Raw genomic sequence first — 20,678 nt, forward strand, 5'->3', positions numbered from 1 at the left:
ACACTTGCAACCGTGTGGCCTTCGAATCCGTGAAGACCTCGTCCGAGGCGCATGACGCCACGCAATCGCGGAACGAAGCTCACGCCGAGCCGGAAGAGCAGTTCGATCTTTTCGGCGAGCCCGCGCCTGCTTCGACCGATGACGCGAAGCCCGTTCCCGCCGCAAAGCCCCCGAAGCAACCCCGACCTCGCGGCGTGCTGCCCGCGCCCTTGCAACCCGAACTCGAAGCCATCGCGAAGCGTCTGCCCGGCACGATCCACCTCGGCACATCGACATGGTCGTTTCCCGGCTGGCGCGGCATCGTCTACGGCGACGATTACTCGAACGCCAAGCTCTCCCGCGACGGGCTCACCGCCTACGGCGCGCATTCGCTTCTGCGCAGCGTGTCGATCGACCGCTCGTTCTACGCGCCGCTCTCGCTCGCGGAATACGCGCGTTACGCGTCGCAGGTGCCGGACCATTTCCGCTTCATCGTCAAGGCGCCCGCCTCGGTCACCGATGCCTTCGTGCGCGGTGAGCACGGTGCGCCGGACGCCGAAAATCCCGCATTCCTGAACGCGCAGATCGCCATCGACGAGTTCGTCACGCCTTGCATCGGCGGACTAGGCGCGAAAGCCGGCGCGCTCGTGTTCCAGTTCTCGCCGCTGCCCGATGCGATGATCGTCGAGCCGGCGCGCTTCATCGAGCGCCTGTCCGCGTTCCTGAACGCGCTGCCGCCGCTCGAAGGCGACGCGTGCTACGCGGTCGAGATACGCGACGCGGTGATGCTCACGCCGCGCTTCATCCGCGCGCTGCGCGAAGCGAACGTGCGTTACTGCATCGGCGTGCACGCGCGCATGCCGGACGTGCGCCGGCAGGCGAAGGCGCTCGCATTGCTGGATGAAGAAGAAATGGGACCGCTCGTCGTGCGCTGGAGCCTGCAAAGCGGCTTTCGCTACGAACAGGCGAAAGCGAAGTACGAGCCGTTCGACAAGATCGTCGACGAGGACCGCGAGACGCGCGAAGCGCTCGCCGAACTGGCCGCGCGTTATGCGATCGCGGGCCAGCCGGTGGTGATCGCGGTGAACAACAAGGCGGAAGGCTCCGCGCCGCTCACGTGCTTCGAGCTCGCGCGCGGCATCGCGGAGGAATGCGAGCGCGCGCGGCGCGGCTAGAACGGCCTGAAGGCGCGTCAGGCCTTCAGCCGATGCACGAACTTCTTGCGGAACTTCGCGACCTTCGGACCCACGACCGCCGCGCAATAGCCCTGGTTCGGATGCTGCGCGAAGTAGTTCTGGTGATACGCCTCGGCGGGATAGTAGTCGCCGGCGAGCGGCGTGACTTCGGTGACGATCTTGCCGCCGTAGACGTCCTCGCGCTGCAATTCGTCGATGACTTCGAGCGCGGTCTTACGCTGCTCGTCCGAATGCGTGAACACGACCGAGCGATACTGCGTGCCGACGTCGTTACCCTGCCGGTTGAGCTGAGTCGGATCGTGCGTCGCAAAGAAAATCTCGAGAATCTCGCGATAGCCGATGACGGACGGATCGAACACGACCTTCACCACTTCCGCGTGGCCGGTGTCGCCTTCGCACACCTGCTCGTATGACGGATTCAACACCTTGCCGCCCGCATAGCCGGATTCGACCGACTCCACGCCCTGCACTGCGAGAAACACGGCCTCGGTGCACCAGAAACAGCCGCCGCCGAGCGTTGCGGTCTCAAGTCTGGCCTGCTCGTTCTGCTGGGTCATGCGCAACTCCTCATCAAGTGCCTGCGGCCATGCCGCGGATCATGCATATGGATGCGCCCGGCCCGTTCTTCAATCTCCGCCGATGCGGGCGCGACGAGTCGAGCTTACTGGGTTTCGCGAAACCGCGCCGGAGCCCCTGAACCGCCAAAGCCGCGGGCTGGCTACTGTGATTTGGCGCCTGACGGCAGCCGGTTCCGATAGAATCGAAACAAATCTCCAGCTTTTACATGACTTCTGAAAAGGTCCTTCCGACTGAAGCGCGACGCGCGGCCGGCTCGGTAGCACACGACACATTCGACCGCCCATTTGCCTGCTCATCTGCCAAATGACACGCGCCAAAACCCCGAATTTCGATCCGTTAGAGTTTCGCGCCGCGCTCGGCCAGTTCGCGACCGGCGTCACGGTCATCACGACGCGCACCGCTTCCGGTCAGCCGATCGGCATCACCGCGAGTTCGTTCAACTCGGTTTCGCTCGATCCGCCGCTCGTGCTGTGGAGCCTCGCGACGAAATCGGCGTCGATGCCGGTTTTCCGCGCCAACAGCCACTATGTGGTGAACGTGCTCGCGGCGTCGCAGCTCGATCTGTGCCGCCGCTTCGCGACCATCAAGGGCGACCGCTTTGCGGGCGTCTCGCACGCGGCAGGCGACACCGGCATGCCGGTGCTGGACGGCGCGCTCGCGTGGTTCGAATGCCACAACCGCAGTCGCTACGACGAGGGCGATCACGTGATCTTCGTCGGCGAGGTGGAGCGTTGCGGCGTGCGCGAGGGCGCGGGACCGATCGCGCCGCTCGTCTTTCAGGCGGGCGGCTTCCATACGCTGGGGCCGCTGGAATGATCACTCAGGGCGTGTGGACACGCCCTGGTTGCTCGATCAGCGCGACCGGCACACCCGCATCGTCCTTCATCGTCTGAAGCACGATGTTCGAGCGGATGTCGATCACGCCGGGCGCCTTGTACAGCTTCGAGAGAATGAAATCGGAATAGTGCTTGAGGTTGTGCGCGAGCACCCGCAGCACATAATGCGTGTCGCCGGTGACGACGAACGCGCCGACCACTTCCGGCCATTCGCGCACGGCCGCCGCGAATTTCTCGTGCCAGTTTTCCTGGTCGTTGCGCATCGAGACGTGGACGAACGCCTCCAGTTCGATGCCGAGCCGCTCACGGTCGAGGCACGCGCGATAGCTCGCGATCACCCCTTCCTCCTCCAGCAGCCGCATTCGGCGCAGACACGCCGACGGCGAGAGCGAGATGCGCTCCGCCAGGTCCAGGTTACTGATCCGTCCATCTTCCTGCAGTACCGCCAGAATTCGGCAATCCGTTGCATCGAGCGTGAAGCCGGTCATTTTTGAGTCCCCTGTGCCCGTTTCATCGAATTATGTTCTAAGCGAGACACTTTTGGGTGGTTATTTTGCAAGCACCTTTCGAGATAACGCGACTATGATTTGACGCATCTCCACGCTTTCTGCTAGGGCGCGTCATGACGCTTCTGGATATCTCCCCACCGATCGGAACCGCCACGCCCGTCTGGCCGGGCGACACGCCCGTCGGCATCGAGCGCGTGTGGCGCATGGAGGCGGGCTCGCCCGTCAACGTCGCGCGCCTCACGCTCTCGCCGCACACCGGCGCCCACGCCGACGCGCCGCTTCACTACGACGAACACGGCGCGCCGATCGGCGCGGTCGCGCTCGACACCTACATCGGCGCGTGCCGGGTCGTGCACTGCGTCGGCGCCGCGCCGCGCGTGCTGCCGGAGCACGTCGCCGCCCATCTGCGCGATATCCCGGCGCGCATCCTGCTGCGCACCTACGCGAACGCGCCGCTCGACGCGTGGGACAGCGCCTTCAGCGCCGTCGCGCCCGAAACCGTCGATTTGCTGGCCGCGCACGGCGTCAAGCTCATCGGCATCGACACGCCCTCGCTCGACCCGCAAGACTCGAAGACCATGGATGCCCACAAGCGCATCCGCGCACACGGCATGGCGATCCTCGAAGGCCTCGTGCTCGACGCCGTCGCGCAGGGCGATTACGAGCTGATCGCCCTGCCGCTCAAATTCTCGACGCTCGATGCAAGCCCGGTTCGCGCCGTTCTGCGTCCGCTTTCCTGATTCATAGCCGATCATCTTCAAATATATGGACTTTTCGATGAAACATCGTGACGAAGCCGCGGCGCTCGACCGCGACGATCCGCTGCGCCCCCTGCGCGACCAGTTCGCGCTCGCGGACGGCGTGATCTATCTCGACGGCAACTCGCTCGGGGTGCCGCCCAAGGCCGCCGCCGCACGCGCCGCCGACGTGATCGGCGGCGAATGGGGCGAAGGCCTGATCCGCAGCTGGAACACGGCCGGCTGGTTCGCGCTGCCCAAGCGTCTCGGCAACAAGCTCGCACCGCTGATCGGCGCGGGCGAGGACGAGGTCGTCGTCACCGATACGATTTCCGCCAATCTCTTCAAGATCCTCTCGGCGGCGCTGAAGCTCGCGAACGCGCGCGATCCGAAGCGCCGCGTGATCGTCTCCGAACGTTCGAACTTTCCCACCGATCTGTACATCGCGCAGGGCCTGATCGAGCAGCTGGATCGCGGCTACGAGCTGCGCCTCGTCGACGATCCGGCGGAACTGCCCGCCGCCATCGACGAACACACCGCGCTCGCGATGATCACGCACGTCAACTACCGCACCGGCTACATGCACGACATGGCCGCGCTCACGGAGACGATTCACCGCGCGGGCGCGCTCGCCGTCTGGGATCTCGCGCATTCGGCGGGCGCGGTGCCGGTCGATCTGAACGGCGTCGGCGCGGACTACGCGGTCGGTTGCACCTACAAGTACCTGAATGGCGGACCGGGCTCGCCCGCGTTCGTGTGGGTGCCCAGGCGCCATCAGAACGCGTTCTCGCAGCCGCTTTCCGGCTGGTGGGGACACAGGAAGCCGTTCGAGATGAACCCGGTGTATCGCCCGGATGACGGCATCGGCCGCTTCCTGTGCGGCACGCAGCCGATCGTGTCGATGTCGCTCGTCGAATGCGGGCTCGACGTCTTTCTGCAGACCGACATGCAGACGCTCAGGCGCAAGTCGCTCGCGCTCGCTGACCTGTTCATCGCGCTGGTCGAGCAACGATGCGGTGAATTTCCGCTCACGCTGGCGACGCCCCGCGAACATGGGCAACGCGGCTCGCAGGTGAGCTTCGAGCACCCGAACGGCTATGAGGTGATGCAGGCGCTGATCGCGCGCGGCGTGATCGGCGATTATCGCGAGCCGCGCATTCTGCGCTTCGGCTTCACGCCGCTCTATACGCGCTTCGTCGATGTTTGGGACGCGGTCGAAACCTTGCGCGACGTGCTCGCGACCGAAAGCTGGCGCGCGCCCGAGTTCGCCGAGCGCGCATCCGTGACCTGAGAGGAGCGTCGGACATGAGCGAAACCAAAGGCTGCCCGTTCGGGCACGGCGCGCAAGCCGGGGAAAAAGGCTGGCACGACGCCAAGCTCGATTTCTCCGACTCGATGAGCTACGGCGATTATCTCGGCCTCGATTCGATCCTCAACGCGCAGCATCCGCTCTCGCCGGATCACAACGAGATGCTGTTCATCGTGCAGCATCAGACGAGCGAGCTCTGGATGAAGCTCGCGCTCTACGAGCTGCGCGCGGCGCTCGCGGCGGTGCGTCGCGACGAGCTGCCGCCCGCATTCAAGATGCTTGCGCGCGTGTCGCGCATCTTCGAGCAACTCGTGCAGGCGTGGAACGTCCTCGCGACGATGACGCCCTCCGAGTACACCGCCATGCGGCCGTATCTCGGCCAGTCGTCGGGGTTTCAGTCGCATCAGTACCGGCAGATCGAGTTCATGCTCGGCAACAAGAATTCGCAGATGCTGAAGCCGCACGAGCACCGGCCGGACATTCTCGAGCAGGTGCGCGAGACGCTCGAGGCGCCCTCTTTCTACGACGAAGTGATCCGCCTGCTCGCGCGACGCGGCTTCGAGATCAACCAGGAGCGCCTGAACCGCGACTGGACGCAGCCGACCACGCACGATGCGTCCGTCGAGGCTGCATGGCTCGCGGTGTACCGCGATCCGTCACACCATTGGGAGCTCTACGAGATGGCGGAAGAGCTCGTCGATCTGGAAGACGCGTTCCGGCAATGGCGCTTCCGGCACGTGACGACGGTGGAGCGCATCATCGGCTTCAAGGGCGGCACGGGCGGCACGGCGGGCGCGCCGTATCTGCGCAAGATGCTCGATGTCGTGCTGTTTCCGGAACTTTGGCACGTCCGGACGGTGCTTTGATCCTTCATGCGAGGCGCGCGGCCAGCGCCTTCAGCTTCGGGCCGATCGTCTCGCGGAAATACGCCTCGCCCATCGACGACGCCGGCCCGCTGCTGGAAAGCACCAGCCAGCGCCCGTTGCGCACGTCGCGGAAAGGCGCGGCGATGGCGTTGACGTCGTCGTGCCATTCGCGGAACGAATAGCAGCAGCCGTCGCGCGCGAAGTCGTCGATCGCGCGCCGCGCTGCTTCGACCAGCGCCGCGCCTTCGGTCTTGCCGAGTTCCTCGAACAACGTTTCGCGCGCCGCCGGTTCCTGCACGGCGAGATAGGCGCGGCCCATCGAGCTCGTGAGCATCGACAGACGCGAGCCGGGCGCGAGGCCGAGCGTCAGCGCCGTTTCGCTGCGGATGGTTTCCAGATAAATCATGTCGAGCCCGTCGCGGCAGCCGAGCGAGACCGCCGCGCCGATCTCCCGGGCGAGCGCGCGCATGTGCGGCCGCGCGAGCTCGAGCGTGTCCGCGCCCGCCAGCAGCGTGAAGCCGAGGGAGAGCACGCCGGTGTCGAGCGCGTACTTGCCCGCGGGCTCGTCGAAGCGCAGATAGCCGAGCGTCGTCAGCGTGTAGGCCAGACGGTTGACCGTCGCCTTCGGCAAGCCCGTGCGCTCGACGAAATCGCGATTGCCGAGCAGCGTCTCGCCGGGACGAAACGCGCGCAGCAGATCGAGCCCGCGCGCGAGCGCGACGACGAACTTGCGCTCGTCGATTTCATCGGACGAGATGTGGCGCATTGAAGGCGACATGGAATTTCGGTTGGAATCGGCTGGCATCGGGTGATAAACTCGGATCTGATTTGCAAAACATTGTTTCGCTTAGCGGAACTCATGTCAAGCGCCCCGTGCGCCGGCCGATCGTGGAGACCTATCGAAACCGATACGCCCCGGCGCTTTTCGATGAAATGAGGAGAATGCACATGGCCGACGCCGCCCGATTCAACTGGGAAGATCCGCTCTTGCTGGATCAGCAACTGACCGAAGACGAGCGCATGGTGCGCGACGCCGCGCGCGCCTACGCGCAAGACAAGCTGCAGCCGCGCGTGATGCAGGCGTTTCGCGAAGAAAAGACCGATCCGGCGATCTTCCGCGAGATGGGCGAACTGGGCCTGCTCGGACCGACGATACCCGAGCAGTACGGCGGGCCGGGCCTGAACTACGTGTGCTACGGCCTGATCGCGCGCGAAGTCGAGCGCGTGGATTCGGGCTACCGCTCGATGATGTCGGTGCAGTCGTCGCTCGTGATGGTGCCGATCAACACCTTCGGCAGCGACGCGCAGAAGGAAAAGTACTTGCCGAAGCTCGCGCGCGGCGAATGGATCGGCTGCTTCGGCCTCACCGAGCCGAACGCCGGCTCCGACCCGGCCAGCATGACGACGCGCGCAAAGAAAGTGCAGAACGGCTATTCGCTGTCCGGCACGAAGATGTGGATCTCGAACTCGCCGATCGCGGACGTGTTCGTCGTCTGGGCAAAGCTGGAGGAAGACGGCCGCGATGAAATCCGCGGCTTCATTCTCGAGAAAGGCTGGAAAGGACTGTCCGCGCCCGCGATTCACGGCAAGGTCGGACTGCGCGCGTCGATCACCGGCGAGGTCGTAATGGACGAGGTGTTCGTCCCCGAAGAGAACATCCTGCCGAACGTGCGCGGGCTGAAGGGACCCTTCACCTGCCTGAACTCGGCGCGCTACGGCATTTCCTGGGGCGCGCTCGGCGCCGCCGAAGCCTGCTGGCACACCGCGCGGCAATATACGCTGGATCGCAAGCAGTTCGGACGTCCGCTCGCGGCGAACCAGCTGATTCAGAAGAAACTCGCCGACATGCAGACGGAAATCACGCTCGGCCTGCAAGGCGTGCTGCGCCTCGGACGCATGAAGGACGAAGGCACGGCGGCCGTCGAGATCACGTCGATCATGAAGCGCAACTCGTGCGGCAAGGCGCTCGAGATCGCGCGGCTCGCGCGCGACATGCTCGGCGGCAACGGTATTTCGGATGAATTCGGCGTCGCGCGTCACCTCGTGAATCTCGAGGTGGTGAACACGTACGAAGGCACGCACGATATTCATGCGCTGATTCTCGGGCGCGCGCAGACGGGCATTCAGGCGTTTTTCTGAACACCCCGTTCAGATGCGAAAGGGCCGGCGCCTGGGCGCCGGCCCTTTGTCGTTTTCGAGCGACTATCGTCTCAGAGCAGATTCGCTCGACTGTTCGAATCGCGTTCTCCTTTGTAACTTTCGATAAGCGGCTGAAACTTTTACGGGTCAGATCGTATCAATCCGGACGATGCCGACGATATGACGAGCCCGCGCGCCACGTTGCGACCTCCCCGCCACTGGAACGAATTCTGCGTTGAACCGCATTGCAGCACGCAAGCCTTCTCGTCAGCGACCCCATCTTTGGTTACGATTCGCGTAGCCTTACCGATTGGAGCCTTTAATGTCAGAAATCAACAAGGAGCGATTCATGTCGGATATCAAAACCGTACTAGCTGACGCGGAAGACCTTTTGAAGCAAGCGGCTACCGCCACCGGTGAACGCGCCTCCGAACTGCGCGAGACTGCCCTTACCCGCCTCAAGCAGGCGAAAGAGAAAGCCGCCGACGCGCAAGTCGTCGTGATCGAGCGAGGCAAGAAGGCTGCGCGCGCCACCGACGATTACGTGCACGAGCATCCGTGGGCGTCCATCGGCATCGCGACGGGCATCGGCATGGTGATCGGGCTGCTGATCAACCGCAAATGAGCGGTTTTTCCGGCCGCACGTCTCGTCTCGCGCCAATGGCCCGCTGATTGCTGACGCGGTTTCTGTCGCGGTCTCCGTTGGACCGAAGCGCGAGCGCCTGCCCGGGCGCGCGGCGCGACACTCGTACCGGCCGGCTGCTTCACGGGCCGACCGGAACCATAAAAGCGACACCAACGCGCTTCTCGCACCCAAGCCATGACGACAGAACGGCCACCGCAGCACTCGTCCCCCGGACCATTGCGACGAATTCTGACCTCCGCCTTCGCCATCTTCGAGACGCGCCTTGAACTCATCGGCATCGAGCTTCAGGAGGAGAAGGAGCGGCTCATCGGCGTGCTCTTCCTCGGGCTCGCCGCCATGATGCTCGCGATGATGGCGCTCATCTCGCTGACGGTGCTGATCGCCATCTTCTTCTGGGACACGTATCGCTGGCAGGCGCTCGGCGGCATCACCGCGCTGTATGCGCTGATCGCCATCGTGTGCGGCCTGCGCGCGCGCAGCAACCTGCGCGACGCGCCGAACATGTTCGACGACACGCTCGCCGAATTCCGCAAGGACCGGGACACGTTCCGCTGATCTCGCGAACCACCATCTGCCATGAGCCAACACGACGACACCTTCAAGACGCCGAAGCACAGCAAGATGCAGAAGCTGCGCACGCCGCAGATGCGCGCGCTGCGCAAGGAGCTGCTGCTCGCCCGCGCGGATGTCGAGCGCATGGAACTGCGGCAGGCGACCTATGATCTGCGCGCGTCCGTCACGCACTTCAGTTTCCTGCGATTCCTGATTCCGGGTGGCGGCTCGCGCCGCTGGGGCAGGCGCGGTGCGTCGTCCGGCATTGCCGGCATGCTCGGGTCCCTGCTCGGCTCGGGCAACGTGGGCGCGCTGCTCAAGCCATATCCGATCATCGGCTCCGTTGCTTCTCTCGTGCTCACCCGGCCGGTGAGAACCAGGCTGCTGCGCAGCGCGAAGCCTCTGCTCAAATGGGGCGGTCTCGCGCTCGCCGGATGGGAAGGCTGGCGCATCTATCAGCAGATGAAATCCACCGCCACCGAGACTTCCAACGACGCCGTCGACCCGACGGTGTTCTGACTCAAGGCAGTTCCGCAGTTCAGCTTCTCCCCGCCCAGCAGGCAGCCGACCGCGCCGCGTCGAGCGGCGTGGTCGCGGCGGGTGCGTGGTTCCAGCGCAATCCGGTCGCTTCCATGACGAACGTGCCGCAGGCGTCGTCCTGCATCGCGCCGGAAACGACGGGCGCGGCTTCGATCGCGTAACCGCCGTTCGTCGACGATTCGGGCAGCACGGCAAGTCTGTAGACGGCCGCGCCGTTCGATGGCGCCTGATCCAGGCCGGTGCTCAACGCGCTCGCGTTGCCGTTTTCCGAGGCCTGCGCGAGACGCGCCGTCTCGACGAATTGAACCGCCCGAATGACGGCGGCCGCGGCGTCGAGGCGATGCGCCTTCGTCACATGCGCGCGATAGGCCGGAATCGCGAAAGTCGCGATGATCGCAACGACGCCCAGTGCGATCATCAATTCGAGCAGGCTGAACCCTGCTGCTCTTCTGCGTTCGTTCATGCTCGGTCCTCAGAACGGCTTGGCGACGACGCGTCGCCAGTGTTGCGTGCTCACGCCATCGGCGACATCGATTCGAAGCTGAAGCCACGCCTCCGAATCCGGCGTCGCGCCGAAACCGCGCGCGGTGATCAGATAGGACGCGCTCGCCGCTGCATCCGTCTGCGTCCACGACTCGATCAGGCACTGCGGCGCGCGATACGCGTAGGGCCACGCAGCGAAAGGCGAAATTGCAGCCGCCGCCGGTCCCTCGAACGATGTCTTCGAGCGCCAGCGCGAGGATTCGTCGCCCGGCGATCGGCTCACGCCGGAGAGCATGCGGCCGCAGCGGATCAGCGCGCTATCCGCCGCATGGAACGCCTGTACGCGCTCGCGCACCGCGACCGCCGAGCGCGCCGCCACGAGCGACGCCTGGAGCCAGGCGCTCGCCGTGACCAGCATCATCGCGGCGAGAAACAGGACGACCGGCAGCACGGCGCCGCGCGAAAGCGAACGCCGCTTCATGGCGCACCTCGTGCCGACAATGCCGGCGAATTGCGTAGCGCGACGCGCCGCCAGAACGCTTGCCGGGCGCGGCCATCGTCGGCGTGGGCGGACGAGCCTTCGCAATCGATGTAGTTCGTTCTCCGGCTGGCCTGCATCACGAAACCTCGCGCCAGCACGCAAATATCGGCGGCGTACGCGTCGCGCCAGCGCTCGCGCGTGATCGCCGAAGCATCGAGCGCCGCGGGCGCGCCCGTCAGCCAGTACATCGCGCGAATCCGCTCGATGCCTTCCACCATCGGCTGCGCCTGCCTGCCATTGCCTTCGCAATAGAGTTCGGGCTCGCTCGTGGACGCGCTGGCCTTCGCGTAGAAACGGTTGGTGACGAAGACGTCCTGGACCGCTTGCCCGAGACAATCGGTCGGCGCGCCGCCGGACGTCGGCCAGGTCGACACGGCATCCGCGGAATAGCGGATCTGCACGCCGTCCGAGCGGCCCGAGAGCGGCTCGCACGACGCCGCCGCGTCCGCGCCGACGACGCGTCCCTGCGCACAGCCGAAGAGCGACGCTTCGATGCTTGCGCTCGTGTCCTGGCCGGACGTGAACCCGGCCATCTGCATCTGCTGTCCGATCATGTCGAGCGCGACCGATCCGGCGTCGTGCATGCGCGCGGCGTCGGCGGCACGTTCGAACGCCGCACGCTGCGCGCGATAGAGCGACAGGCACGCGCTCACGATCAACATGCCGAGTGCGAGCGCGATCGTAAGTTCCAGCAGCGTATGGCCGCGCGCAGGCGATGAACGCGGATTCATCGCGCGAACGCCACGGCGATGCACGACGCAGACGGCGGCGCCTGCGGCTCGGGACACGGATCGGACCGATCCGCCTCGCGCCAGCTCACGACGGCGACCCGCACGCCGTCCGCCCGGTCGAACAGGGCGACATCGCCGGCGGGAAGCACCGATGCTGCTCTCGCCCGCCATTGCGACACGATGAGCGCGCGGTCCGCATCGCCGCGAACGCCTTCCGTGACCGAATCCGCGATGAGCGCCGCGCGTTCCCGCAGCAGCGCCATCCGCTCGCCGCGGGCGAGCGCGCTCTGCACCGCGACGAGTCCGAGGGCCGTGACCGCCGTGAGCGACAACGCGATCATCACTTCGATCAGCGAATCGCCGCCTTGAACGCATCTGGAAATCCGTGCGCGCCTCATGCCGATGCTCCGCAGCCGCCCTGCGTCATGCGCGCGCGTCCGCCTGCCGCGATCCGGATGCAGCGCCGGGCGGCCGCGCTCGTGACGGATTCGCCGCCGCGCGGAGCGAAATCGAAACTGCGAAATCCGCCGATCACCTGGCCGGAGGGCGGCGTGAATGACAGTTCGGTCGATGTTCCTGCGATCGAAACGGACGTCATGGCCGGCTGCACGCGCAAGAGCGTCGGCACGCCGTCACGATCGACGAACAGGCCCCAGCCGCACGACCAGTCGGTGACTCCGTTGTCGCAGCTTCGCCCGGCCGCGAGGCAATGCCGGGACGCGTCGATCCGGCACAGCGTGACGCGCGCGCCGCGTCGCGCCGCCTCGGCGCGGGCGAGCGAAAGCGTCGCAAAGAGCGAGCGCGCACGCGCATCGACCTGGTCGCGCGTCTGCCACGCGACGAACGATGGCGCCGCGAACGTCGCGAGAATCGCCATCACGGCGAGCACGACGCATAGTTCGACGAGCGCGAAACCTGGATGTGAAGCGCGGATCATCTGCATGCCTTATCGATCGAATCGAGCCGAAAAGCTCAATCTAGCGATAACGAGCGCGCGCCGCCATTAGCCGAATGGCCGAGTGTTCACGCCGCCCGAGACCCGGCACACTGCGCAGGCGAACGGCGAGAAACAGGCTTGGGAGGGAAGAATGCGGAAAGAATCAGCGCTTGCGCGAACTCGATTTCTTCGGCGCCGAGCGCCGGAATTCATCGAGCACGTCTTCGAATTCGGAGACGTCTTCGAAGCGCTTGTAGACGGAAGCGAAACGCACGTAGGCGATGGTATCGAGCTGGCGCAGCTCGTTCATGACGAGTTCGCCGAGGCGCTCGCTCTGCACTTCGCGCTCGCCACTGCCGAGCAGTTGGTACTCGATGCGCGCGACCGCGGCATCGACTGCATCGGCGGAAACGGAACGCTTTCTGAGCGCGAGCTGCATGCTCGCAACGATCTTGCGACGGTCGAACTCCACGCGGCTGCCATCCTTCTTGACGACGGACGGCAGCGCGAGCTCGACGCGTTCATACGTGGTAAAGCGCTTGTCGCAGGAAGGACAGCGCCGCCGCCGCCGGATGGCCGCGCCGTCCTCCGACACGCGAGAATCCACGACCTGGGTGTCTTCGTGTCGGCAGAACGGGCAGCGCATCGGGGCTTGGCTCGGAGATTAACGGTAGACCGGGAAACGCTTGGTCAGATCGGCCACTTGCGCGCGCACGCGCTCGATGGTCGCCTGATCCTCCGGATTGTCCAGCACATCGGCGATGAGATTGCCGACCTGCTCCGCTTCCTTCGCGCCGAAGCCGCGCGTGGTCATCGCGGGCGAACCGAGGCGGATGCCGCTCGTGACGAACGGCTTTTCCGGATCGTTCGGAATCGCGTTCTTGTTGACCGTGATGTGCGCGGCGCCGAGCACGGCTTCAGCCGCCTTGCCGGTGATCTTCTTCGCACGCAGATCGACGAGCATCACGTGGCTTTCCGTGCGGCCCGAAACGATGCGCAGACCGCGCTTCACCAGCGTTTCGGCCAGCACGCGCGCGTTCTCGACCACGGCCTGCTGATACGCCTTGAACTCCGGCGACAGCGCTTCCTTGAACGCGACGGCCTTCGCGGCGATCACGTGCATGAGCGGACCGCCCTGAATGCCCGGGAAGATCGCCGAGTTGATCTGCTTCTCAAATTCGGCCTTCATCAGGATCACGCCGCCGCGCGGGCCGCGCAGGCTCTTGTGCGTGGTCGTGGTGACGAAGTCCGCGTGCGGCACCGGGTTCGGATACACGCCCGCGGCGATGAGGCCCGCGTAATGGGCCATGTCGACCATGAAGTAGGCGCCGACGCTCTTGGCGATCTTCGAAAGACGCTCGAAGTCGATGCGCAGCGCGAACGCCGACGCGCCCGCCACGATCAGCTTCGGCTTGTGCTCTTTCGCGAGCGCTTCGGTCTTGTCGTAGTCGATGTCTTCGGCTTCGTTCAGGCCATAGCTCACGACGTTGAACCACTTGCCCGACATGTTGACCGGCGAGCCGTGCGTCAGGTGACCGCCTTCGGCGAGGCTCATGCCCATGATCGTGTCGCCCGGCTTGAGCACGGCGAAGAACACGCCCTGATTGGCCTGCGAGCCGGAGTTCGGCTGCACGTTCGCGGCTTCCGCACCGAACAGCTGCTTCACGCGGTCGATCGCGAGCTGCTCGACGATGTCCACGTACTCGCAGCCGCCGTAATAGCGCTTGCCGGGGTAGCCTTCGGCGTATTTGTTCGTGAGTTGCGAACCTTGCGCCGCCATCACGGCCGGCGAAGTGTAGTTTTCCGACGCGATCAGCTCGATGTGATCTTCCTGACGACGGTTTTCCTGCTCGATTGCCTTGAGCAATTCGGGATCGACGTTGGCGAGGGTACTTTCGGCTCTGTCAAACATACGTTTTCCGTGAGATCTAAACAGGTTGACCGGATCGCGCGTGCGCCACGTTCGAAGCAGACGCAAAAGACGCTGGAAACCGATGGAGTCCAGGCGCGACGGATGAAGGATGAATCCGGTTTCGCGGAACGGACAGCCACCGGCAACGCAGCGACGGCGTGCGGATCTCAGCTGCCCAGGCGAACGGCAAAACGACGCTCCGCGCTTCCTGGTGGGTCGCTCCACCTTGAATCCGAAGATTCTATCGCCAGTCACGCGGGGTTTGAGCGTTGTAGTGTAATGGGCGGCCATGCTTTAGGCAACCGGCTTTCCGGGCAATCCGACGCCCACGCGAACACCGATAAAGCACGATCGTTCGCACCCGCGATTGCTTGCCGCGGCGCATCAATGGAAGTACCCTTTGCGCCGTTGCCGAACGCGCGCGCCTGCGCGTTCCGGCTATGCCTCTCCCATTCCATCCGGAGCCCGCTCATGATCGTCTTCGTCACCGGCGCTTCCGCCGGTTTCGGCGCCGCCATCGCCCGCACTTTCGTCAAGGGCGGCCATCGCGTGATCGCCGCCGCGCGCCGCAAGGAGCGCCTCGTCGCGCTCTCGAAGGAGCTCGGCGACGCGCTCTTGCCGCTCGAACTCGACGTCCGCGACGAAAACGCCGTCAGGAACGCCGTCGCCTCGCTGCCCGAGGCATTCGCCCAGATCGACGTGCTCGTGAACAACGCCGGCCTCGCGCTCGGCCTCGAGCCCGCGCAGCGCGCGAACCTCGACGACTGGAAGAACATGATCGACACGAACTGCACGGGCCTCGTGACCGTCACGCACGCGATCCTGCCCGGCATGGTCGAGCGCAATCGCGGCCACGTGTTCAACATGGGCTCGGTCGCGGGCACGTATCCGTACGCGGGCGGCAACGTGTACGGCGCGACCAAGGCGTTCGTGCGGCAGTTCAGCCTCAACCTGCGCGCCGACGTCGCGGGCACCGCGCTGCGCGTGACCGATATCGAGCCGGGGCTGGTGGGCGGCACGGAGTTCTCCAGCGTGCGCTTCAAGGGCGACGACGCCAAGGCGGGGACTGTATATAAGGACACGCAGCCGCTCACGCCCGAGGATATCGCCGACGCGATCTACTGGATCGCCACACGCCCGGCGCACGTGAACGTCAACGCGATCGAACTCATGCCGATCGCGCAGACGTTCGCACCGTTGCAAATTCACCGCGATTGACTTCGCAATCTGCCTAAGGATTTGGCGGTGGTGCTTCCGCTTCCGGTAAAATGCCGCCGATGAATATCCGTCAAAAAGCGAGCCGGAGCGGGCTGACGAGCCTCCGCGCGAGCGGAGCAGCGCAAAGGTGAGTGATCCGTTGACTTTCGAGTGGCCGATTCGGGTGTATTACGAAGACACCGACGCCGGCGGCATCGTCTTCTATGCGAACTACCTGAAGTTCTTCGAGCGGGCGCGCACCGAATGGCTGCGCGCATGCGGCATCGATCAACAGCGTCTCGCCGAGTCGGACGGCATCGTGTTCGTCGTGAGGCGCACGTCCGTCGATTATTCGTCGCCTGCGCGTCTGGACGACGTCATTCGCGTCGTGAGCCGCGTCGAGCGGCTCGGGCGCGCGTCGGTGGATTTTCATCAGGAAGCGTGGCGCGATGGCGTGCTGCTCGCGAGCGGCGACATTCGCGTCGCCTCGGTGGATCGCGCGTCGATTCGTCCGGCCGGCATTCCCGATGCGGTGCTCGACGGACTGAGGCGCGGACCGCACGCCGCGGGCAGCGGCTCAAACCCGGACCGAGTCTGACCGATGAACTCATCGCACCTGACGCGAATCAGGTTTCGGACAACAGAGGAAGCACTACCGAGCACGAGCCGGTCTCGGCGCGGCTTTCGTTTGATTCACATTCATTTCACGAAAGCATGACGCCATAACCGGACGCCCCTTTCGGGACGTAATAGCGGACCTTTATGAACAATACACAAGACCTGTCGATCGTTTCTCTCGTCATTCACGCGAGCCTGCTCGCGCAGGCGGTGATGGCGCTGCTTCTGCTGCTGTCGCTGCTGTCGTGGACCTTCATTTTCCGCAAGTGGTTTGCCATTCGCCGCGCGCGCGCGCAAACCGAGCGCTTCGAGCGCGATTTCTGGTCGGGCGGCGACCTGCAGGCGCTCTATCAGAGCGCGGCGAACAACCGCCACACCATCGGCGCCCTGGAGCGTATCTTTGAATCCGGCATGCGCGAATTCCTGAAGGGCAAGGAGCGTCGCATCACCGATCCGGGCGCGATTCTCGACGGCTCCCGCCGCGCGATGCGCGCCGCCTTCCAGCGCGAAATGGACGTGCTCGAGGCGAACCTCGCGTTTCTCGCGTCGGTCGGCTCGGTGAGCCCGTATATCGGTCTCTTCGGCACGGTCTGGGGCATCATGAACTCGTTCCGCGGTCTCGCCAACGTGCAGCAGGCGACGCTCGCGAACGTGGCGCCCGGCATCGCCGAGGCGCTCGTCGCGACCGCGATCGGCCTGTTCGCCGCGATTCCGGCGGTGGTCGCGTACAACCGCTACGCGCATGACATCGATCGCCTGGCGATCCGCTTCGAGACCTTCATCGAAGAGTTCTCGAACATCCTGCAGCGTCAGGCGCACTAAGAAAGGAGTCCGCGATGGCAGGCCCGATTCGTTCCAGCATGCGCGGCAGCTCACGCCGCGCGATGGCCGACATCAACGTCGTGCCGTACATCGACGTGATGCTCGTGCTGCTCGTCATCTTCATGGTGACGGCGCCGCTCGTTTCGCCTTCGATCATCAACCTGCCGACCGTCGGCAACGCGCAGCCGCAGGAGCAGCAGCCGCCGCTCGTCATCAACATCAAGGCGGACGGCAGCATGAACGTGCGCTACAAGGAAGACGGCGGCGCGACGCAAGAGCAGAAAATGACCAAGGACGACCTCAACAGCTTCGTGCTGAACCGGCAGGAGTCGCATCCGGATCAGCCCGTCGTGATCGCCGCCGACAAGACGGTGAAGTACGAGGTCGTCATGAACGTGATGTCCGATATGAAGGCGCGCGGCGTGAAGCGCGTCGGATTGCTCGTCAAATCGCAATGATCGGTTCGCAGAACAAGCACGGCCACGCGCGCGGCGCGTCCGCGCGACCCATCCGCCCGCCGCGCGAGCGCGGGACGGGCAAGGCGTTCGCGCTCGCCGCGCTGATGCATGTGCTGCTCATTTGGCTGCTGTACCACGGCATCAACTGGCAGAACAACACGCCCGCGGGCGCCGAGGCGGAAATCTGGACCGAAGTTCCGGACATGTCCACGCCGACGCCTCGCCCCGCTCCGCCGCCGCCCGCGCCGGTGAAGGTGCAGCCCGCGCCGCCGCCCGCGAAGGACGAGGACGCGGACATCGCGTTGCAGGAAAAGAAGCGCAAGCAGCAGGAAGCCGCCGCGCGCGAGGCGCAACTGGCCGAGCAGCGCCGCCAGCAGGAGCAGGCTCAGCAGGAAGCGGAGGCGAAGCGCCAGCAGCAGTTGGCCGCGCAGGCCGCCCAGCAGAAGGCGATGCAGGAAAAGCAGAAGCAGATCGAGCAGCAGCGTCAGGCCGAACTGCAGAAGCAGCAGCAACTGAAGGCGCAGCAGGACAAGCAACGTCAGCAACAGCAAGCCGAAGCGCAAAAGCAGGAGCAGTTGAAGGAACAACAGAAGGAGCAGCAGGAAGCCAAGGCGAAGGCCGACGCGCAGGCCAAGGCCAAGGCTGAAGCCGACGCCAAGGCGAAGGCGGCGGCGCAGGCGAAAGCCAAGGCCGATGCGGAAGCCAAGGCCAGGCTCGATGCCGAGCGCAAGACGCGTCTCGCGCAACTGCAAGGTCAGTTGGGCGGCGGTACGGGGTCGAGCGGCGAGGGTCTCGCCAAGAGCGGCACCGGCAAGGGCGCGGGCGGCAATGCCACATCGCCGGGATATGCCGAGAAGGTGCAGCGACGCGTGCGGCCGAATATCGTGTGGGCGGGCGAAACCGCCGGGCTGGAGACCGTCGTGTCGGTCCGCTGCTCGCCGTCGGGCACGCTGCTGTCGGCGAATATCACCCGCTCGAGCGGCAACGAGCAGTGGGATCAGGCGGCCTTGCGCGCGGTGCAGCGCTCGGATCCGATGCCCGTCGACGTCGACGGCAAGGCGCCGGATCACTTCACGATCACGCTGCGTCCGGCGGGAGGCTGATCGCGCGAAAGCGCGCCCGAATGCGCAGTGGGAACGAATTGTGCGACCGCGGGTCTGTTCTGCAGTCCGCGGACACTTGAAAACGCTTTTATCTGGAACCTATACAGCATGAGTTTGATGACGAAGCTTGGCCTGAGAACGCTGGTCGCGTCCTGCCTGATTGCAGCCGGCACCGCCGCACACGCCCAGTTGAACGTACTCGTGACCGGCGTCGGTTCGACCCAGTTCCCGATCGCGACGGCCAATTTCGCCAATGAAGCGAGTTCGCCGCAGCAAGTCAGCGCGATCATTCGCCAGGATCTGCAACGCAGCGGCAAGTTCACGAATATCGACGCGGGCGGCACGCCCGTTTCGGAGACGGATTCGGTCGACCTCGGCGCCTGGAAGGCAAAGGGCGCGGATGCATTCGTGTCCGGCAGCGTGAACAAGCTGCCGAACGGCCAGTACGAAGTGCGCTTCCGTCTGTATGACACGGTCAAGCAGCAGAATCTCGGCGGCCTGTCGCTCGTGAGCGCCGAAAGCGGCCTGCGCATGAGCGCGCACAAGATCGCTGACTACATCTATGCGAAGCTGCTCGGCGGTCGCGGCGTGTTTGCGACGCGTCTGTCCTACGTCATTCAGACGGGCGGCCGCTATCAATTGCAGATTTCGGATTCGGACGGGCAGGACGCGAAGATCGCCCTCTCCAGCCCCGAGCCGATCATCTCGCCGGCGTGGTCGCCGGACGGCACGAAGGTCGCGTACGTGTCGTTCGAGCGCAAGAAGCCGGTGGTCTATATTCACGATCTGCCGACGGGACGTCGCGTGGTCGTGTCGAATCAGAAGGGCAACAACAGTGCCCCGGCGTGGTCGCCTGACGGCCGCAAGATCGCGGTCGCGCTCTCGCGCACCGGCAACACGCAAATCTTCGAGGTCAACGCAGACGGCTCCGGCCTGCGCCGTCTGACGCAAGGCAGTTCCATCGACACCGAGCCGTTCTACTCTCCCGATGGCAACTGGATTTATTTCACGAGCGATCGCGGCGGCCAACCGCAGATCTACAAGATGCCGGCGGCGGGTGAAAGCGCCGGCGCGGCCCAGCGGGTCACGTTCACGGGCTCGTACAACACGAGCCCGCGCGTGAGCCCGGACGGCAAGCAACTCGCGTACATTTCGCGCACTGGCGGCGGCTTCAAGCTGTACCTGCAGGACCTCTCGTCCGGCACGGCAACGGGGCTGACCGACACGACGCATGACGAATCGCCGAGCTTCGCGGCGAATGGTCAGTACATCCTCTACGCCACCCAAGTGAACGGACGTGGCGTGTTGGCAGCCGTTTCGACCGATGGTCGCACGCGGCAAGTCTTGTCAGTACAGGGCGGTGTGGTGCGCGAGCCGTCCTGGGGTCCGTTCATGCAATAAGTCCAGCAATAACGTTCACAAACAACGTTCAGCTACAACACAAGGAGAGGTACCATGATGTCGAAACTTCGTATCGGCCTGGCAGTTGCGATGGTCGGCGCATTGGCGGCGTGTCACTCGGGCGTGAAGCTCGATGAAGGCGCGAACAAGGGCGCGGTCGGCACGCAGCCGAACCCGACGGACGTGAAGCAGGTCAACATCGACCCGCTCAACGACCCGAACAGCCCGCTCGCGAAGCGCAGCATCTATTTCGACTTCGACAGCTATGCCGTGAAGGACGACTATCAGCCGCTGCTGCAACAACACTCGTCGTACCTGAAGACCCATCCGGAGCGTCACGTCCTGATCCAGGGCAACACCGACGAGCGCGGCACGAGCGAGTACAACCTGGCGCTCGGCCAGAAGCGTGCGGAAGCCGTGCGTCGCGCGATGTCGCTGATGGGCGTCGCCGATACGCAGATGGAAGCCGTGAGCCTCGGCAAGGAAAAGCCGATGGCGACGGGTCACGACGAATCGTCGTGGGCGCAGAACCGCCGCGCGGATCTCGTCTATCAACAGTAACGTAACCAGTCACGGGTGAGTCGCCC

Annotated in this window: 26 protein-coding genes and 1 riboswitch; of the genes, 16 read left to right on the forward strand and 10 right to left on the reverse strand. The window is 65.0% G+C overall.

Annotated features, from left to right (window positions below):
* The first annotated feature begins 29 nt into the window (after window positions 1-29).
* Window positions 30-1,154 carry a DUF72 domain-containing protein gene (locus AWB83_RS28250; RefSeq protein WP_374729147.1) on the forward strand — a complete coding sequence of 375 codons (1,125 nt, stop codon included), beginning with the start codon at window positions 30-32 and terminating at the stop codon, window positions 1,152-1,154.
* Between the two features lie 17 nt (window positions 1,155-1,171).
* On the opposite strand, the gene msrA is transcribed toward AWB83_RS28250, so the two are convergent.
* Entirely contained in the window at window positions 1,172-1,732 is a 561-nt protein-coding gene (gene msrA, locus AWB83_RS28255; RefSeq protein WP_087048927.1) for a peptide-methionine (S)-S-oxide reductase MsrA, read from the reverse strand.
* Between the two features lie 325 nt (window positions 1,733-2,057).
* Between msrA and AWB83_RS28260 the strand changes: the two genes are divergently transcribed.
* The gene (locus tag AWB83_RS28260; RefSeq protein ID WP_087048928.1) at window positions 2,058-2,570 is read left to right on the forward strand and encodes a flavin reductase family protein; all 513 of its coding nucleotides are present in this window, start codon (window positions 2,058-2,060) and stop codon (window positions 2,568-2,570) included.
* 4 nt (window positions 2,571-2,574) lie between these two features.
* Here AWB83_RS28260 and AWB83_RS28265 read toward each other — a convergent pair whose 3' ends face one another.
* Complete coding sequence (locus tag AWB83_RS28265; protein WP_087048929.1) at window positions 2,575-3,078, reverse strand: Lrp/AsnC family transcriptional regulator; 504 nt, start codon at window positions 3,076-3,078, stop codon at window positions 2,575-2,577.
* Between the two features lie 134 nt (window positions 3,079-3,212).
* Between AWB83_RS28265 and kynB the strand changes: the two genes are divergently transcribed.
* From kynB to kynA, 3 genes are read left to right on the forward strand one after another with little or no spacing between them, the layout of a single operon-like run.
* A complete protein-coding gene (gene kynB / locus AWB83_RS28270) occupies window positions 3,213-3,839 on the forward strand; it encodes an arylformamidase (RefSeq protein WP_087048930.1) in 627 nt (208 codons plus the stop codon).
* A 37-nt stretch (window positions 3,840-3,876) separates the two neighbouring features.
* Complete coding sequence (kynU, locus tag AWB83_RS28275) at window positions 3,877-5,127, forward strand: kynureninase (protein ID WP_087048989.1); 1,251 nt, start codon at window positions 3,877-3,879, stop codon at window positions 5,125-5,127.
* Window positions 5,128-5,141: 14 nt separating this feature from the next.
* Window positions 5,142-6,011, forward strand: coding sequence for a tryptophan 2,3-dioxygenase (kynA, locus tag AWB83_RS28280; RefSeq protein WP_087048931.1), 870 nt, complete (start codon window positions 5,142-5,144; stop codon window positions 6,009-6,011).
* A 4-nt stretch (window positions 6,012-6,015) separates the two neighbouring features.
* Here the strand turns inward: kynA and AWB83_RS28285 are convergent, their stop codons facing one another.
* Entirely contained in the window at window positions 6,016-6,816 is an 801-nt protein-coding gene (locus AWB83_RS28285; RefSeq protein ID WP_087048932.1) for an IclR family transcriptional regulator, read from the reverse strand.
* Window positions 6,817-6,959: 143 nt separating this feature from the next.
* Between AWB83_RS28285 and AWB83_RS28290 the strand changes: the two genes are divergently transcribed.
* The 4 genes from AWB83_RS28290 to AWB83_RS28305 all read left to right on the forward strand — a co-directional run bounded on the left by AWB83_RS28290 (window position 6,960) and on the right by AWB83_RS28305 (window position 9,867).
* Window positions 6,960-8,150 (forward strand): acyl-CoA dehydrogenase, encoded by a 1,191-nt coding sequence (locus AWB83_RS28290; RefSeq protein ID WP_087048933.1) that lies wholly within the window; start codon window positions 6,960-6,962, stop codon window positions 8,148-8,150.
* Window positions 8,151-8,472: 322 nt separating this feature from the next.
* Complete coding sequence (locus tag AWB83_RS28295; RefSeq protein WP_087048934.1) at window positions 8,473-8,775, forward strand: ElaB/YgaM/YqjD family protein; 303 nt, start codon at window positions 8,473-8,475, stop codon at window positions 8,773-8,775.
* A 195-nt stretch (window positions 8,776-8,970) separates the two neighbouring features.
* A complete protein-coding gene (locus AWB83_RS28300; protein ID WP_087048935.1) occupies window positions 8,971-9,351 on the forward strand; it encodes a phage holin family protein in 381 nt (126 codons plus the stop codon).
* Between the two features lie 21 nt (window positions 9,352-9,372).
* On the forward strand, window positions 9,373-9,867 hold the full coding sequence (locus tag AWB83_RS28305; protein ID WP_087048936.1) for a DUF3318 domain-containing protein: 495 nt from the start codon (window positions 9,373-9,375) through the stop codon (window positions 9,865-9,867).
* 19 nt (window positions 9,868-9,886) lie between these two features.
* Here the strand turns inward: AWB83_RS28305 and AWB83_RS28310 are convergent, their stop codons facing one another.
* The 7 genes from AWB83_RS28310 to glyA all read right to left on the reverse strand — a co-directional run bounded on the left by AWB83_RS28310 (window position 9,887) and on the right by glyA (window position 14,492).
* Window positions 9,887-10,351 (reverse strand): type IV pilin protein, encoded by a 465-nt coding sequence (locus AWB83_RS28310; protein ID WP_087048937.1) that lies wholly within the window; start codon window positions 10,349-10,351, stop codon window positions 9,887-9,889.
* A gap of 9 nt (window positions 10,352-10,360) precedes the next feature.
* Window positions 10,361-10,852 carry a pilus assembly PilX family protein gene (locus AWB83_RS28315; RefSeq protein ID WP_087048938.1) on the reverse strand — a complete coding sequence of 164 codons (492 nt, stop codon included), beginning with the start codon at window positions 10,850-10,852 and terminating at the stop codon, window positions 10,361-10,363.
* Window positions 10,849-11,643, reverse strand: coding sequence for a PilW family protein (locus AWB83_RS28320; RefSeq protein ID WP_087048939.1), 795 nt, complete (start codon window positions 11,641-11,643; stop codon window positions 10,849-10,851). The genes AWB83_RS28315 and AWB83_RS28320 overlap by 4 nt, the downstream gene beginning before the upstream one ends.
* Window positions 11,640-12,041, reverse strand: a complete 402-nt coding sequence (locus tag AWB83_RS28325; protein WP_087048940.1) for a type IV pilus modification PilV family protein — start codon at window positions 12,039-12,041, stop codon at window positions 11,640-11,642. Before AWB83_RS28325 ends, AWB83_RS28320 begins: the two co-directional genes overlap by 4 nt.
* Window positions 12,038-12,586 (reverse strand): pilus assembly FimT family protein, encoded by a 549-nt coding sequence (locus AWB83_RS28330; protein ID WP_087048941.1) that lies wholly within the window; start codon window positions 12,584-12,586, stop codon window positions 12,038-12,040. Before AWB83_RS28330 ends, AWB83_RS28325 begins: the two co-directional genes overlap by 4 nt.
* Before the next feature lie 157 nt (window positions 12,587-12,743).
* Complete coding sequence (nrdR, locus tag AWB83_RS28335) at window positions 12,744-13,226, reverse strand: transcriptional regulator NrdR (RefSeq protein WP_087048942.1); 483 nt, start codon at window positions 13,224-13,226, stop codon at window positions 12,744-12,746.
* Between the two features lie 18 nt (window positions 13,227-13,244).
* Window positions 13,245-14,492 (reverse strand): serine hydroxymethyltransferase, encoded by a 1,248-nt coding sequence (gene glyA, locus AWB83_RS28340; protein ID WP_087048943.1) that lies wholly within the window; start codon window positions 14,490-14,492, stop codon window positions 13,245-13,247.
* Between the two features lie 166 nt (window positions 14,493-14,658).
* A riboswitch (ZMP/ZTP riboswitch) is annotated at window positions 14,659-14,757 on the reverse strand.
* 206 nt (window positions 14,758-14,963) lie between these two features.
* On the opposite strand from glyA, the gene ydfG reads away from it, so the two are divergent.
* From ydfG to pal, 7 genes are all read left to right on the forward strand, one after another.
* Complete coding sequence (ydfG, locus tag AWB83_RS28345; RefSeq protein ID WP_087048944.1) at window positions 14,964-15,710, forward strand: bifunctional NADP-dependent 3-hydroxy acid dehydrogenase/3-hydroxypropionate dehydrogenase YdfG; 747 nt, start codon at window positions 14,964-14,966, stop codon at window positions 15,708-15,710.
* 127 nt (window positions 15,711-15,837) lie between these two features.
* On the forward strand, window positions 15,838-16,287 hold the full coding sequence (ybgC, locus tag AWB83_RS28350; protein WP_087048945.1) for a tol-pal system-associated acyl-CoA thioesterase: 450 nt from the start codon (window positions 15,838-15,840) through the stop codon (window positions 16,285-16,287).
* Window positions 16,288-16,451: 164 nt separating this feature from the next.
* Window positions 16,452-17,129 carry a protein TolQ gene (tolQ, locus tag AWB83_RS28355; RefSeq protein WP_016346195.1) on the forward strand — a complete coding sequence of 226 codons (678 nt, stop codon included), beginning with the start codon at window positions 16,452-16,454 and terminating at the stop codon, window positions 17,127-17,129.
* A gap of 14 nt (window positions 17,130-17,143) precedes the next feature.
* Window positions 17,144-17,587 (forward strand): protein TolR, encoded by a 444-nt coding sequence (tolR, locus tag AWB83_RS28360; protein WP_087048946.1) that lies wholly within the window; start codon window positions 17,144-17,146, stop codon window positions 17,585-17,587.
* On the forward strand, window positions 17,584-18,690 hold the full coding sequence (tolA, locus tag AWB83_RS28365; RefSeq protein WP_087048947.1) for a cell envelope integrity protein TolA: 1,107 nt from the start codon (window positions 17,584-17,586) through the stop codon (window positions 18,688-18,690). Before tolR ends, tolA begins: the two co-directional genes overlap by 4 nt.
* A 108-nt stretch (window positions 18,691-18,798) precedes the next feature.
* Window positions 18,799-20,091, forward strand: coding sequence for a Tol-Pal system beta propeller repeat protein TolB (tolB, locus tag AWB83_RS28370; RefSeq protein ID WP_087048948.1), 1,293 nt, complete (start codon window positions 18,799-18,801; stop codon window positions 20,089-20,091).
* 54 nt (window positions 20,092-20,145) lie between these two features.
* On the forward strand, window positions 20,146-20,652 hold the full coding sequence (pal, locus tag AWB83_RS28375) for a peptidoglycan-associated lipoprotein Pal (RefSeq protein WP_087048949.1): 507 nt from the start codon (window positions 20,146-20,148) through the stop codon (window positions 20,650-20,652).
* The last annotated feature ends 26 nt before the right edge of the window (window positions 20,653-20,678 follow it).

This window comes from Caballeronia ptereochthonis, assembly GCF_001545075.1.
Taxonomy (GTDB): Bacteria; Pseudomonadota; Gammaproteobacteria; order Burkholderiales; family Burkholderiaceae; genus Caballeronia; species Caballeronia ptereochthonis.